Annotated in this window: 13 protein-coding genes; 7 read left to right on the top strand and 6 right to left on the bottom strand. The window is 72.2% G+C overall.

The genetic code is table 11. The features are described from left to right. The first annotated feature begins 151 nt into the window (after positions 1 to 151). The 3 genes from NX801_RS16605 to moaA all read left to right on the top strand — a co-directional run bounded on the left by NX801_RS16605 (position 152) and on the right by moaA (position 3,415). The gene (locus NX801_RS16605; protein WP_258788510.1) at positions 152 to 526 is read left to right on the top strand and encodes a DUF485 domain-containing protein; all 375 of its coding nucleotides are present in this window, start codon (positions 152 to 154) and stop codon (positions 524 to 526) included. After that, positions 523 to 2,157: a solute symporter family protein gene (locus NX801_RS16600; RefSeq protein WP_258788509.1), complete on the top strand. Its 1,635-nt coding sequence runs from the start codon at positions 523 to 525 to the stop codon at positions 2,155 to 2,157. Before NX801_RS16605 ends, NX801_RS16600 begins: the two co-directional genes overlap by 4 nt. A gap of 268 nt (positions 2,158 to 2,425) precedes the next feature. Next, positions 2,426 to 3,415, top strand: a complete 990-nt coding sequence (moaA, locus tag NX801_RS16595; protein WP_258788508.1) for a GTP 3',8-cyclase MoaA — start codon at positions 2,426 to 2,428, stop codon at positions 3,413 to 3,415. 151 nt (positions 3,416 to 3,566) lie between these two features. Here the strand turns inward: moaA and NX801_RS16590 are convergent, their stop codons facing one another. Both NX801_RS16590 and NX801_RS16585 read right to left on the bottom strand, forming a co-directional pair. Then, entirely contained in the window at positions 3,567 to 3,818 is a 252-nt protein-coding gene (locus NX801_RS16590) for a hypothetical protein (RefSeq protein WP_258788507.1), read from the bottom strand. A gap of 361 nt (positions 3,819 to 4,179) precedes the next feature. Next, positions 4,180 to 4,653 (bottom strand): DUF3099 domain-containing protein, encoded by a 474-nt coding sequence (locus NX801_RS16585; protein WP_258788506.1) that lies wholly within the window; start codon positions 4,651 to 4,653, stop codon positions 4,180 to 4,182. A gap of 242 nt (positions 4,654 to 4,895) precedes the next feature. On the opposite strand from NX801_RS16585, the gene NX801_RS16580 reads away from it, so the two are divergent. Then, complete coding sequence (locus NX801_RS16580; protein ID WP_258788505.1) at positions 4,896 to 5,177, top strand: GlsB/YeaQ/YmgE family stress response membrane protein; 282 nt, start codon at positions 4,896 to 4,898, stop codon at positions 5,175 to 5,177. Between the two features lie 188 nt (positions 5,178 to 5,365). Here the strand turns inward: NX801_RS16580 and tyrS are convergent, their stop codons facing one another. From tyrS to NX801_RS16565, 3 genes are all read right to left on the bottom strand, one after another. Further along, a complete protein-coding gene (gene tyrS, locus NX801_RS16575; RefSeq protein ID WP_258788504.1) occupies positions 5,366 to 6,634 on the bottom strand; it encodes a tyrosine--tRNA ligase in 1,269 nt (422 codons plus the stop codon). Positions 6,635 to 7,026: 392 nt separating this feature from the next. Beyond that, positions 7,027 to 8,472 (bottom strand): metallopeptidase TldD-related protein, encoded by a 1,446-nt coding sequence (locus tag NX801_RS16570; protein WP_258788503.1) that lies wholly within the window; start codon positions 8,470 to 8,472, stop codon positions 7,027 to 7,029. Next, positions 8,469 to 9,992, bottom strand: a complete 1,524-nt coding sequence (locus NX801_RS16565; RefSeq protein WP_258788502.1) for a TldD/PmbA family protein — start codon at positions 9,990 to 9,992, stop codon at positions 8,469 to 8,471. The genes NX801_RS16570 and NX801_RS16565 overlap by 4 nt, the downstream gene beginning before the upstream one ends. A 475-nt stretch (positions 9,993 to 10,467) precedes the next feature. On the opposite strand from NX801_RS16565, the gene fabG reads away from it, so the two are divergent. The 3 genes from fabG to NX801_RS16550 all read left to right on the top strand — a co-directional run bounded on the left by fabG (position 10,468) and on the right by NX801_RS16550 (position 12,564). Continuing rightward, complete coding sequence (gene fabG, locus NX801_RS16560; protein WP_258788501.1) at positions 10,468 to 11,187, top strand: 3-oxoacyl-[acyl-carrier-protein] reductase; 720 nt, start codon at positions 10,468 to 10,470, stop codon at positions 11,185 to 11,187. Positions 11,188 to 11,192: 5 nt separating this feature from the next. Further along, a complete protein-coding gene (fabI, locus tag NX801_RS16555) occupies positions 11,193 to 11,960 on the top strand; it encodes an enoyl-ACP reductase FabI (protein WP_258788500.1) in 768 nt (255 codons plus the stop codon). 250 nt (positions 11,961 to 12,210) lie between these two features. After that, a complete protein-coding gene (locus NX801_RS16550; protein WP_258788499.1) occupies positions 12,211 to 12,564 on the top strand; it encodes a hypothetical protein in 354 nt (117 codons plus the stop codon). Here NX801_RS16550 and NX801_RS16545 read toward each other — a convergent pair. Beyond that, the gene (locus tag NX801_RS16545) at positions 12,539 to 13,309 is read right to left on the bottom strand and encodes an FCD domain-containing protein (RefSeq protein WP_258788498.1); all 771 of its coding nucleotides are present in this window, start codon (positions 13,307 to 13,309) and stop codon (positions 12,539 to 12,541) included. The two genes, NX801_RS16550 and NX801_RS16545, sit on opposite strands and share 26 nt — an antisense overlap. Positions 13,310 to 13,349 lie beyond the last annotated feature (40 nt).

Genomic DNA, 13,349 nt, shown 5'->3' with positions numbered 1-13,349 from the left:
CGCTGATCATCACGGCTCAGCAACGACTTCTTCCGGAAAAACCCGGAGGGTGAACCGCTTCGTGCCGGGCGCCGTGCCGTTGACAGGGAAGAGCCGGTGTCAACCGCACGCCGGACCGTGCCCACCCCCTATCCACCGCGAGGAGTCTTCCGTGGCCACCGACGCAGCGCCGCCCCCGGGCGGCCGGGACGACCGTCCCGCACAGCCCACGACCGCACAGTTCGCCGAGGTGCAGCAGAGCGCGGAGTTCGGTGAACTGCGCCACGCCTACCGGTCGTTCGCCTTTCCGCTCACCATCGCCTTCATCGCCTGGTACCTGCTGTACGTCCTGCTCTCCAACTACGCCGGCGGCTTCATGGGCACCACGCTCCTCGGCAACGTCAATGTGGCGCTGGTGCTCGGACTGGCCCAATTCCTCACCACCTTCCTGATCGCCTGGTTCTACTCACGGCACGCCGCCGCGAAGCTCGACCCCAAGTCGCGGGCGATCAAGGCCCGGATGACCCGCACGGAGGCCGACGCATGAGCACCGTCCACCCCGCCGCCACCCTGCTCGCCGCCCCCAGTGCCACCACCGAGCACCGGCCGCTGATCATCACCCTGTTCGGCTGCTTCGTCGTCGCGACCCTGGTCATCACCGTCTGGGCCGGCCGGCAGACCCGCAGCGCCGCCGACTTCTACGCCGGCGGACGCCAGTTCAGCGGTTTCCAGAACGGCCTGGCCATCTCCGGCGACTACATGTCCGCCGCCTCGTTCCTGGGCATCGCCGGGGCCATCGCCCTCTTCGGCTACGACGGGTTCCTCTACTCCATCGGCTTCCTGGTCGCCTGGCTGGTCGCGCTGCTCCTGGTCGCCGAACCGCTGCGCAACTCCGGCCGCTTCACCATGGGCGACGTGCTCGCCTACCGGATGCGCCAGCGTCCGGTGCGTACCGCCGCCGGCACCTCCACCATCGTGGTCTCGATCTTCTATCTGCTGGCCCAGATGGCCGGCGCGGGCGTCCTGGTCTCGCTGCTGCTGGGCATCACCAGCGACGCCGGCAAGGTCGGGATCGTCGCGCTGGTCGGGCTGCTGATGATCGTGTACGTCACCGTCGGCGGCATGAAGGGCACCACCTGGGTGCAGATGGTCAAGGCGGTGCTGCTGATCGCGGGCACCCTGCTCATCACCTTCCTGGTGCTGCTCAAGTACGGCTTCAACGTCTCCGAACTCCTCGGTGACGCCGCCGAGAAGAGCGGCAAGGGCGCGGCCTTCCTGGAGCCCGGGCTGAAGTACGGCGCCACCGGCACCTCCAAGCTGGACTTCCTCTCGCTCGGCATCGCCCTGGTGCTCGGCACGGCGGGGCTGCCGCACATCCTGATCCGCTTCTACACCGTGCCCACCGCCAAGGCCGCCCGCACCTCGGTCAACTGGGCGATCGGCATCATCGGGGCCTTCTATCTGATGACCATCGCGCTGGGCTTCGGCGCCGCCGCGCTCGTCGGGCCCGCCGAGATCACCGCCTCCAACAAGGCCGGCAACACCGCCGCCCCGCTGCTCGCCCTGCACATCGGCGGCGAGAACTCGGCGGGCGGCGCCATCCTGCTGGCGGTGATCTCCGCCGTCGCCTTCGCCACCATCCTGGCCGTGGTCGCGGGCCTCACCCTCGCCTCCTCCTCGTCGTTCGCCCATGACATCTACGCCAATGTGATCCGCAAGGGGCACGCCTCCGAGAAGGAGGAGGTCCGGGCCGCCCGCTGGGCGACCGTCCTCATCGGAGTGGTCTCCATCGGCCTCGGCGCCCTCGCCCGCGATCTCAATGTCGCCGGACTGGTCGCCCTCGCCTTCGCCGTGGCCGCCTCGGCCAATCTGCCGACCATCCTCTACAGCCTGTTCTGGAAGCGGTTCACCACCCAGGGCGCGCTCTGGTCCATCTACGGCGGGCTGATCTCCTCGGTGGCGCTCGTCCTCTTCTCCCCGGTCGTCTCCGGCAAGCCCACCTCGATGTTCCCGGAGGCCGACTTCGCCTGGTTCCCGCTGGAGAACCCGGGTCTGTTCTCCATCCCCCTGGGCTTCCTGCTGGGCTGGCTGGGCTCGCTGCTCTCCCGGGAGACCCCGGACGCCGGCAAGTACGCCGAGCTGGAGGTCAAGTCCCTCACCGGCATCGGCGCGCACTGAGCCGTACGCCCGCCGGGACGCCTGCCGCCCGGACCCCGTGCCGTACGGGCGCCCGGCGCCGTGCCCCCGCCCGGACACCCGTACCGCCCGGGGCCCCGCGACGTACGGCTCCCCGGTCCGTACGGGACCACCCCGGGGCCGGTTCGTCGGAAGCTACGAGCCGGCCGCCGGGGTCCTGGTCACCGGGGCCCTGCTCGTTCTCGCCGAACGCCGCGTAGGCTCGGTCGAAGAGACGAGAAGCCGGACTACCGGGGGAGGAGGGGCCGCGGTGCTCATCGACACCTATGGCCGTACGGCCACCGATCTGCGGGTCTCACTGACCGACCGGTGCAATCTGCGCTGTACCTATTGCATGCCCGAGGAAGGGCTCCAGTGGCTCGGCAAGCCGGAGCTGCTCACCGACGACGAGATCGTCCGACTCATCACCATCGCCGTCACCGAACTGGGCGTCACGGACGTCCGCTTCACCGGCGGTGAACCGCTGCTCCGCCCGGGCCTGGTCTCGATCGTGGCCCGTTGCGCCGGGCTCCGCCCCCGCCCCCGGATGTCGCTGACCAGCAACGGCATCGGGCTGCGGCGCACCGCGGCGGCGCTGCGGGAGGCCGGGCTCGACCGGGTCAATGTCTCCCTGGACACCCTGCGTCCCGAGGTCTTCAAGGCACTCACCCGCCGGGACCGGCACCGGGACGTGCTGGACGGTCTGGCGGCCGCCCGGGACGCCGGCCTCACCCCGGTCAAGGTCAACACCGTGCTGATGCCGGGCCTCAACGGCGACGAGGCCCCCGAGCTGCTCGCCTGGGCGCTGGAGCACGGTTACGAGCTGCGCTTCATCGAGCAGATGCCGCTCGACGCCCAGCACGGCTGGAAGCGGGACGGCATGATCACCGCCGGGCACATCCTGGCCGCGCTGCGCACCCGCTTCACCCTGGAGCCCGAGGGCGACGAGCGGCGCGGTTCGGCCCCCGCCGAGCGCTGGATCGTGGACGGCGGCCCCGCCCGGGTGGGCGTCATCGCCTCCGTCACCCGGCCGTTCTGCCGGGCCTGCGACCGCACCCGGCTCACCGCCGACGGCCAGGTCCGCACCTGCCTCTTCGCCCGTGAGGAGACCGATCTGCGCGGCGCGCTGCGCTCGGGCGCGCCGGACGAGGAGATCGCCGGGCTGTGGCGCACGGCGATGTGGGGCAAGAAGGCCGGCTCCGGCCTGGACGACCCGGACTTCCTCCAGCCGGACCGGCCCATGTCGTCCATCGGCGGCTGACTCCGGCCCGTCGGCGGCCGAGTCCCGGCCCGTCAGTTGCTGACCCCGGCCCGTCGGCGGCCGGGCCCCGTGGCTCCTCCGTGGCTCCGGGTCCTTCTCGCCCCGGCGTCCTCCGGCGCCCGCCACGCCCGGCCGCCCCCGCCCGCCACGCTCAGCCGCCGGCGCCCCGGCCGGTCTCCCGGCTCCGCCACTCGGCCAGCTCCACCACGTCCTTGAGAAACCCCCGTACGCCCAGGAACCGCGACAGGTACTCCCGGTGCTCCTCGCAGGCCAGCCAGGTCTTGCGGCGCTCGGGCGGGTGCAGCTTCGGGTTGTTCCACGCCAGCACCCAGACGGCGTCCGCCCGGCAGCCCTTGGCGGAGCAGATCGGATCGGTCTCGTCGCTCACCGCACGCACGTCCATACCACCAGTGGGGCCCGACGGGGGCCCGGCCGTGTCCGGCGGGAGAGTGACCGGGAACCCGGGCGGACGGCACCGGGTGCCTCCGGGGGTTCCGGCGGTTTCCGGACAGGGCAAGTCTGCCAGGCCCGACACGATGCCCAGGTCAGGGCGGTGCGCCGCGAGGGTGAGGAGAAGGGGCGAGGCCCGGAAATGGCGACACCGGGCAGCCACGGGGGGAGCTGCCCGGCGTCGGTCCGTCGCTCCGACGGGGGATGCGGAGCGCCTACGCAGTATGTCACGGCGAACGCGCTGGAGTGCACCGGAACTTCAGGATTGATCTGAGGTTTTCCTGAGCTTGCCGGACGCGCTCGTTCCGGACCGGTCAGTGCGGTTCGCTGCCCGCTCGCTGATGCTCGCGGTCGGCATCACGGCCGGTGGCGCGGTCGGCGCGCTCCTCAGGGTCGGTGCGATCCTCATGGCCGGTGCGGTCCGTGCGGTCGGGGCCCGGACCGCCGGCGCCCGGGGGCGTCGTCCGCCGCTCACCGGCCGGCTCGTGCTCGGAGGCACCGAGCGCGGGGCGGACGGGCGGGGGCAGATAGGCGGAGGGCAGCGAGGGCGCGCTCTCCCGGCCGGCGTTGGCGATCACCACGGCGACGTACGGCAGCACCGCGCCCAGTACCAGGGCGACGATCGCCACATGCCGCTCCACGTTCCAGAGACCGGCCGCCGCGATCACCGCCACGGTCCGGACCGACATGGAGATCACATAGCGCCGCTGACGGCCGCGTACGTCGTCGGCGAGGCCCTGACGTGCCCCGGTGATCCGGAAGACTTCGTCGTGCCTGCGCTTCCGCATCGTCCCACCACCCGGCTCCGGTGTCCCGGCAGCTCACCCGGCCGGGACCTGCCCTCCACGGTACGCCCGCCCCCGCCCCCGTACGAGACCGGGGGCCGCGCCCCGTACCGTACGAAACCGGGGCCGTCCCCTTCCCGGACCGCCCGTTCGTCACCCGTACGAGACGCCCGAAATGCGCCGTACGGCGGATGACCCCAGACTGTCGATGACTGCTCACGTCGATCCGTACCGAGGAGGCAGCCATGGGCTGGTTGTGGGCGATTATCGTGGGATTCGTGCTGGGCCTGCTGGCCAAGGCGATTCTGCCGGGCAAGCAGCACAGTCCACTGTGGCTGACGACCATCTTCGGCATCATCGGCGGAATCGTCGGCAACGCCCTCGCCAGAGCGTTCGGCATCGAGGCGACCCCCGGCATCGACTGGGGCAGGCACGCGCTCCAGGTCGTCGCCGCCGTGGTGATCGTCGGCATCGGGGACATGCTCTACATGGCCCTGCGCGGCAACCGCCAGCGAACGCGAGCCTGACCGCGCGTGCCGGAACAGCCGGAAGGGCGGCACCGGCGGAGGCGCCACGGAGGTGCCACGGGGTTCGGCGGCAGGGGAGGGAACGGGGGCCGGGAAACGGGGGCGGAACAGCACCAGGGCGGTGGGCCCGGGAGACACCCGGAGCCCATCGCCCTGCGTGTGCGACTCGTGTACGGCGCCGCCGCCGCTCAGCCGCCGGTGACCTCGATCGCGGCCAGGTTGCGCTTGCCCCGGCGCAGCACCAGCCAGCGGCCGTGCAGCAGCTCGTCGGCCGTGACCTCGGCGTCCTCGGCGGTCACCTTCACGTTGTTCACGTAGGCGCCGCCCTCCTTGACCGTGCGGCGGGCCGCCGACTTGCTGGGCGCCAGGCCGACCTCGGCGAAGAGGTCCACCACCGCGCCGAGCCCGGCCACCCGGGCGTGCGGCAGCTCGGAGAGGGCCGCCGCCAGCGTCGGCCCGTCCAGCTCCGCCAGCTCGCCCTGGCCGAAGAGGGCCTTCGAGGCGGCGACCACGGCCGCGCACTGGTCGGCGCCGTGCACCAGGGTCGTCAGCTCCTCGGCCAGCGCCCGCTGGGCGGCCCGGGCCTGCGGACGCTCCTCGGTCAGCCGCTCCAGCTCCTCGATCTCCTCCCGGGTCTTGAAGCTGAAGATCCGCAGGAACTTGGCGACGTCCCGGTCGTCCGCGTTCAGCCAGAACTGGTAGAACGCGTACGGCGTGGTCCGCTCCGGGTCCAGCCAGACGGTGCCCGACTCGGTCTTGCCGAACTTGGTGCCGTCCGCCTTGGTGATCAGCGGGGTGGCCAGCGCGTGCACCCCGGCCTCCGGCTCGACCCGGTGGATCAGGTCGGTGCCCGCCGTCAGATTGCCCCACTGGTCGCTGCCGCCGGTCTGGAGCACACAGCCGTACCGCCGGTACAGCTCCAGGAAGTCCATGCCCTGGAGGATCTGGTAGCTGAACTCGGTGTAGCTGATGCCCGCGTCGGAGTTGAGCCGCCGGGCGACGGCCTCCTTGGCGATCATCTTGTTGACCCGGAAGTACTTGCCGACGTCCCGCAGGAAATCGATGGCCGAGAGGCCGGAGGTCCAGTCCAGGTTGTTGACCATGGTCGCGGCGTACGGTCCCTCGAAGTCGAGGAACCGCTCGATCTGCGCCCGCAGCCGCTCCACCCAGCCCGCGACGACCTCGGGCGCGTTGAGCGTGCGCTCCGAGTTGGGCTTGGGGTCACCGATCAGCCCGGTGGCCCCGCCGACCAGGCCCAGCGGACGGTTGCCCGCCTGCTGGATGCGGCGCATGGTGAGGATCTGCACCAGGTTTCCCAGGTGCAGGCTGGGCGCGGTCGGGTCGAAGCCGCAATAGAACGTGACCGGACCGTCCGCGAACGCCTTCCGCAGCGCGTCCTCGTCGGTGGACTGGGCGATCAGCCCGCGCCACCGCAGTTCGTCGACGATGTCCGTCACGTTCCCGGGTCTCCTTCGGTGCTCGTGTTGCTCGTGTTGCTCGTTTTACTTGTGTCGCGCGTGCCGCTCATGCCGCTCGGGGCGCTCCTGCCGCCGCATCGCTGCGGTGCCGTGGCGCCGAGCCGCCGAGCCGCGGGTGTTGCCCCGCCAGTCTAGGCGGGTCGCGGCCGGCCCCGGTCACGGCCGGGTGCCGGCGGCGGACCCCGCGGGCGCCCGGGACCGGATCGCGCGGGCGCCCGGGACCGTACCCCGGAGCCGGGCATCGAGCCGGAAGCCGGGGCCGTGCCCGGAGCCGTACCCCGGGCCGGCGGCCCGGGACCGGAAGTCGCGGCCGGCCGGCGGGCACCGGCGTGGGCCGGACGCCGGCGGGGCCCGGGGCGGCCCGGGGCGGGTCAGACGCCCTGGCTGACCGAGCTCATGTTGAAGTCGGGCACGCGCAGCGGCGGCATGGCCGCCCGGGTGAAGTAGTCGTTCCACTCGCGCGGCAGCGTCCGCTCGGTGCGCCCCGCCTCCACGGCGCGGGAGAGCAGGTCCACCGGCGACTCGTTGAACCGGAAGTTGTTCACCTCGCCGACCACCTCGCCGTCCTCCACCAGATACACCCCGTCCCGGGTCAGCCCGGTGAGGAGCAGCGTCGCCGGATCGACCTCGCGGATGTACCAGAGGCAGGTCAGCAGCAGCCCGCGCGAGGTGGCGGCCACCATCTCCTCCAGCGACCGCGTGCCGCCGCCGTCCAGGATCAGGTTGCCCGCCGCCGGCGCCACGGGCGACTGGGTGAGCCCGGCGCTGTGCCGGGTGGTGACCAGCCGCTCAAGACGACCCTCCCGCACCCAGTCCACCGGGCCCAGCGGCAGCCCGTTGTCGAAGACCGAGGAGTCGTCGCCGGAGGCGTGCGCGATCACGAACGGCGCCGACTCCAACCCCGGCTCCCCGGGGTCGCTGCGCAGGGTCAGCGGCAGCGGCGAGAGCGTCTCCCCGGTCCGGGTGCCGCCGCCGGGCCGGGAGAACACCGTACGGCCCTCCGCCGCGTCCCGGGCCGCCGACGACCAGAGCTGGTAGATCAGCAGATCGGCCACGGCGGTCGGCGGCAGCAGGGTCTCGTACCGGCCGGCCGGCAGCTCCACCCGCCGCTCCGCCCAGCCCAGCCGCCGGGCCAGCTCGGCGTCGAGCGCCACCGGGTCCACATCGGTGAAGTCCCGGGTCGCGCGCCCGGCCCAGGCCGACCGCGCCCGGTCCGGCGACTTGGCGTTCAGCTCCAGCGTCCCGGACGGCTGGTCGTGCCGGAGCCGCAGCCCGGTGGAGGTGCCGAGATAGGTGGAGGTCAGCTCGTGGTGGGCGAAGCCGTACAGCTCCCGGCCACCCGCCCGGGCCCGGCCGAACGCCTCGCCCAGCGCGGGCGCGAACGCCGCGAAGACGTCCGAGGTGGTCTCGGCGGGCGCCGCGGTGAAGTCGGGCGACCCGGGCACGTCCGCCACCAGCGGCTGGGCGTCCTCGGCAGGGCCCGCCGTCCGCGCGGCCGCCTCGGCGGCCCGGACCAGCGGCTCCAGCTCCTCGGCGGTGACCGCCGACCGGGACACCACCCCGGAGGCGGTGCCCTCCGCCCCGTCCACGGTGGCGATCACGGTGAGGGTACGGCCCCGGGTGACCCCGTTGGTGGTCAGCGCGTTGCCCGCCCAGCGGAGGTTGGCGGAGGAGCGCTCGTCCGCGATGACCACACAGCCGTCCGCGCGGGACAGCTCCAGCGCGCGTTCGACGATCTCGTGCGGCGCGTAGGACGCGCGCGGCCCGCGGGACGTGGGCGACGTGTGCGTCTTGTGCGGCTTGGCGGCGGGGCTCATCGGCCGGCCTCCTGCGTCGTGTTGAGGATGTTGACGCCCCGGAAGAGGGCGGAGGGGCAGCCGTGCGAGACGGCGGCGATCTGGCCCGGCTGGGCCTTGCCGCAGTTGAAGGCGCCGCCCAGGACATAGGTCTGCGGGCCGCCGACCTTCTCCATCGAGCCCCAGAATTCCGTCGTCGTCGCCTGGTACGCGACATCGCGCAGCTGGCCGGCGAGCCGGCCGTTCTCGATGCGGAAGAAGCGCTGCCCGGTGAACTGGAAGTTGTACCGCTGCATGTCGATGGACCACGAGCGGTCGCCCACCACATAGATGCCGCGCTCCACGCCGCCGATCAGGTCCTCCGTGGAGAGCCCGCCCGGATCGGGCCGCAGCGAGACATTCGCCATCCGCTGCACCGGCACATGGTCCGGCGAGTCCGCGAAGGCGCAGCCGTTGGAGCGGCCGAGCCCGGTCAGCCGGGCGATCCGCCGGTCCAGCTGATAGCCGACCAGGGTGCCGCCGCGCACCAGGTCCCAGGACTGGGCCTCGACGCCCTCGTCGTCGTATCCGATGGTGGCGAGCCCGTGCTCGGCGGTGCGGTCGCCGGTCACATTCATCACCGGGGAGCCGTACGCCAGCGTGCCCAACTGGTCGAAGGTGGCGAACGAGGTACCCGCGTACGCCGCCTCGTACCCCAGCGCCCGGTCCAGCTCGGTGGCGTGGCCGATCGACTCGTGGATGGTCAGCCACAGATTGGACGGGTCCACCACCAGGTCGTACGTCCCCGCCGTGACGCTCGGCGCCCGCATCTTCTCGGCCAGCAGCGCCGGCATCTCCTCCAGCTCGCCGTCCCAGTCCCAGCCGGTGCCGGTCAGATACTCCCAGCCCCGGCCCACCGGCGGGGCCAGCGTCCGCATGGAGTCGAACTCACCGGTCGTCCCGTCCACCGCGACCGCCGTCAGCTGCGGATGCAGCCGCACCCGCTGCTGGGTGGTGACGGTGCCGGCGGTGTCCGCGTAGAACTTGTTCTCATGGACGGTGAGCAGCGACGCGTCCACATGCGCCACCCCGTCCGCCCGCAGCAGCCGCGCGCTCCACTCGGCCAGCAGCCCGCTCTTCTCCGCGTCCGGCACGGTGAAGGGATCGATCTCGTACGAGGAGACCCAGGTCCGGTCCGCGTGCACCGGCTCCTCCGCCAGCTCCACCCGCTCCCGCGAGCCGGCCGCCGCGATCACCTTGGCCGACAGCTTCGCCATCGCCACCGCCTGCGAGGCGACCCGGGCGGCGGCGTCCATGGACAGGTCCACGCCCGACGCGAACCCCCATGCCCCGCCGTGCACCACCCGCACCGCGTATCCGAGGTCCGTGGTGTCCGAGGAACCGGCCGGCTTGGCGTCCCGCAGCCGCCAGGAGGCGCTGCGCACCCGCTCGAACCGGAAGTCGGCGTGCTCGGCCCCGAGCGCGCGGGCCCGGGCGAGCGCCGCGTCGGCGAGCGCCCGCAACGGCAGCGCGAGGAACGTCTGATCGATGTCGTGGGCCACGGGCGCCCTTCCCTTCACATCACGCGGGTCACATCACGCGGGCTCGGTCCGTCGGATCGGCTGGTGAATCAGTGAATCAGTGAGTCCACGAACCCATGAATCAACGGGTCGGTCGGGTCAATTGGGTCAGTGGATCAGCAGGCGAAGTCAAGCACGGGCCGCCCGCCCCGCACATGCCGCATGGGCGGAAAGGGCCGGAGCGCGCGGCCGGGCGGGCTCGCCGCCGGGGCCGGGCGGCACGGCAACGGAGCCGCCGCCGGGGACCGGGCACCACGGGAATCCGGGGGAGGGACGGAACGACGGGAACTGACGACGGGAACTGCCGGGGGAGTGCCGGGAACCGCCGGGAACCGCGACGGGAACTGTAGGGACCCGACAGAGCGTGGCTGACGCCACTGTCAGGGGCCGATTCCCCGCGCGGGGCCGGTGACCGATAGGTTTTCGGAGTACCAGACCGCCAGGAAAGGGTGAACCGTTGAGCCGCTCGGTTCTTGTGACCGGAGGAAACCGGGGCATCGGCCTCGCCATCGCGCGCACCTTCGCCGAAGCCGGCGACAAGGTCGCGATCACGTACCGGAGCGGGGAGCCCCCCGAGGAACTGCTCCGGCTCGGCTGCCTGCCCGTCCGGTGCGACATCACCGACGCCGAGCAGGTGGAGCAGGCATACAAGGAGATCGAGGAGAAGCACGGTCCGGTCGAGGTGCTGGTGGCCAACGCCGGTGTCACCAAGGACCAGTTGCTGATGCGGATGTCGGAGGACGACTTCACCTCCGTCCTCGACACCAACCTCACCGGCACCTTCCGGGTCGTCAAGCGCGCCAACCGCGGCATGCTGCGCGCCAAGAAGGGCCGGGTCGTCCTGATCTCCTCGGTCGTCGGGCTGCTGGGCTCGGCCGGACAGGCCAACTACGCCGCCTCCAAGGCCGGTCTCGTCGGTTTCGCGCGGTCTCTCGCCCGGGAGCTCGGCTCGCGCAACATCACCTTCAACGTCGTCGCACCCGGTTTCGTCGACACCGACATGACCAAGGTGCTCACCGAGGAGCAGCGGGCGGGCATCGTCGCCCAGGTGCCGCTGGGCCGCTACGCGCAGCCCGAGGAGATCGCCGCCGCGGTGCGCTTCCTCGCCTCCGACGACGCCGCGTACATCACTGGAGCCGTCATCCCGGTTGACGGCGGATTGGGCATGGGTCACTGAGCAACATGAGCGGAATCCTCAACGGCAAGCGCGTCCTGGTCACCGGCGTGCTGATGGAGTCGTCCATCGCCTTCCACACCGCCAAGGTGGCCCAGGAGCAGGGTGCCGAGGTCATTCTGACCGCCTTCCCGCGCCCCACCCTGACCGAGCGCATCGCCAAGAAGCTGCCCAAGCCCGCCAAGGTCGTGGAGCTCGACGTCACCAATGACGAGCACCTGGCCCGGGTCGAGGAGACGGTGCGCGCGGAGCTCGGCGGTCTCGACGGTGTCGTCCACTCCATCGGCTTCGCGCCGCAGGACGCCCTCGGCGGCAACTTCCTGAACACGCCGTTCGAGTCGGTCGCCACCGCCATGCACGTCTCGGCCTTCTCACTGAAGTCGCTGACCATGGCCTGCCTCCCGCTGATGGAGGAGGGCGGCTCGGTGGTCGGTCTGACCTTCGACGCGCAGTACGCCTGGCCGCAGTACGACTGGATGGGCCCGGCCAAGGCGGCCCTGGAGGCCACCAGCCGCTACCTCGCCCGTGACCTCGGTGAGCGGAACGTCCGCTGCAACCTGATCTCGGCCGGCCCCATCGGCTCGATGGCCGCCAAGTCCATCCCGGGCTTCGGCGACCTGGCCAAGGTCTGGGACGAGCGCTCCCCGCTCCAGTGGGACATGTCCGACCCGGAGCCGGCCGGCCGCGGTGTGGTCGCGCTGCTCTCGGACTTCTTCCCGAAGACCACCGGCGAGATCGTCCACGTCGACGGCGGCGTGCACATCATGGGCGCCTGAGCTTTTCCTCCCTCATGTGACCTCCTGTGAGGCCGGGTGCGGGTACGAGGCCGTGTGCCGCCCTTCCGGCGGTACGCGGCCTCCGCCGTTTCCGGGCGGACGCGGCCACGGCCGGGCCCGGGCGCCCCGGTGCCCCGGGCCGCTCCGCTCTGTCATCGTTCGTCACTCCCGAGTCGTGAAGTCGGAGAGATCACGGCAAACTGGTACGGAACGGACAGAAGTGTCCACCGGTCGGGGAGGAGATGTCGCCGTGCGTACGAGACGCACCGCGGTCCTGGTCACCACGGCGGTCCTCCTGGCCGGGCTCACCGTCTCCGCGGAGGTGTACGCGCGGGCGGCGCACGGCCCGGACGAGCCCCCCGAGGAGGAGTACATCGCCTCCTGCCGGACCGAGGTCGAGGGCTCCAGCGTCACCGCGTACTGCCACAACCCGTTCCCCCGGGTCGACCGGGTCCAGCTCCATGTCGAATGCGACCGGTGGTGGGACCTCGACTCCGACAGCGTCCCGGCCGAGGTCGGCCCGACCGCCTACGCGGAGCTGACCCTGCGGTGCTGGAAGGAAGTCGGCTCGGCCTGGATCAGTCACCAGCCGGTGCCGGACTGACCCCGGGTGCCCGCGTCGGCTCCGGTGCCGGACCGGCCCCGGGTCCCCGCGCCGGTTCCGGGGCCGCCACCGGCACCGGGCCGGGGCAGGAGACGAACGGATAGCCCGCCGCCTCGGCCGCCGCCGTCTCGCCGTCGCCGGCCCGGATGGCCGCGATGAGCCGTCCGTGGTCCATGTACCCCTCGGGCCGCAGCTCCTGGCCCACGTCCTCCCGCAGCGTGTCCCGCAGCAGATGGCCGAGGTCGGCGTAGACCTCGGTGAGGACGTCGTTGTGCGAGGCCGCCACCACCGCCAGGTGCAGGGTGGCGTCCGCCGAGACGAACCGTTCGGAGTCCCCGGCCGACCAGGCCTCCTCCCGCCGCTCCAGCAGCGCCTCCAGCTGCCGTACGTCCCGGTCGGTGCGCCGCAGGGCCGCCAGCCGGGCGGCCGACGACTCCAGGATGCAGCGCAGCTCGGCGATGTGCCGGGGGTCGGCGTCGGTGAACCGGCGGTGCATCACCCCGGCCAGCTCGCTGGTGGCGACCACATAGGTGCCCGAGCCCTGCCGGATGTCCAGCAGTCCGTTGTGCGCCAGCGCCCGTACCGCCTCCCGGACCGTGTTACGGGCCACCCCGAGCTGCTCGACCAGCTCGGGCTCGGTGGGGATCCGGGAGCCGACCGGCCACTCGCCGGAGGTGATCTGGTTCCGCAGCTCCGCGATGACCTGGTCGCAGAGGCCGGACCGCCGGGGTGAGCTCAGCGTCATGATGCTCCTCGTCGATGGGTGCTGGGGACATGGTGCCGTG

The sequence above is a fragment of the Streptomyces pyxinae genome (assembly GCF_024756275.1).
GTDB lineage: Bacteria > Actinomycetota > Actinomycetes > Streptomycetales > Streptomycetaceae > Streptomyces > Streptomyces pyxinae.
This window is presented reverse-complemented; position numbering and strand designations above follow the sequence as displayed.

What these genes read in the sequence shown, in the direction of transcription:
- NX801_RS16590 (WP_258788507.1), bottom strand. Translation starts at nt 3,818, where the DNA reads ATGGACGTGCGTGCGGTGAGCGACGAGACCGATCCGATCTGCTCCGCC.
- NX801_RS16585 (WP_258788506.1), bottom strand. Translation starts at nt 4,653, where the DNA reads ATGCGGAAGCGCAGGCACGACGAAGTCTTCCGGATCACCGGGGCACGT.
- NX801_RS16580 (WP_258788505.1), top strand. Translation starts at nt 4,896, where the DNA reads ATGGGCTGGTTGTGGGCGATTATCGTGGGATTCGTGCTGGGCCTGCTG.
- NX801_RS16570 (WP_258788503.1), bottom strand. Translation starts at nt 8,472, where the DNA reads ATGAGCCCCGCCGCCAAGCCGCACAAGACGCACACGTCGCCCACGTCC.
- NX801_RS16600 (WP_258788509.1), top strand. Translation starts at nt 523, where the DNA reads ATGAGCACCGTCCACCCCGCCGCCACCCTGCTCGCCGCCCCCAGTGCC.
- NX801_RS16545 (WP_258788498.1), bottom strand. Translation starts at nt 13,309, where the DNA reads ATGACGCTGAGCTCACCCCGGCGGTCCGGCCTCTGCGACCAGGTCATC.
- fabI (WP_258788500.1), top strand. Translation starts at nt 11,193, where the DNA reads ATGAGCGGAATCCTCAACGGCAAGCGCGTCCTGGTCACCGGCGTGCTG.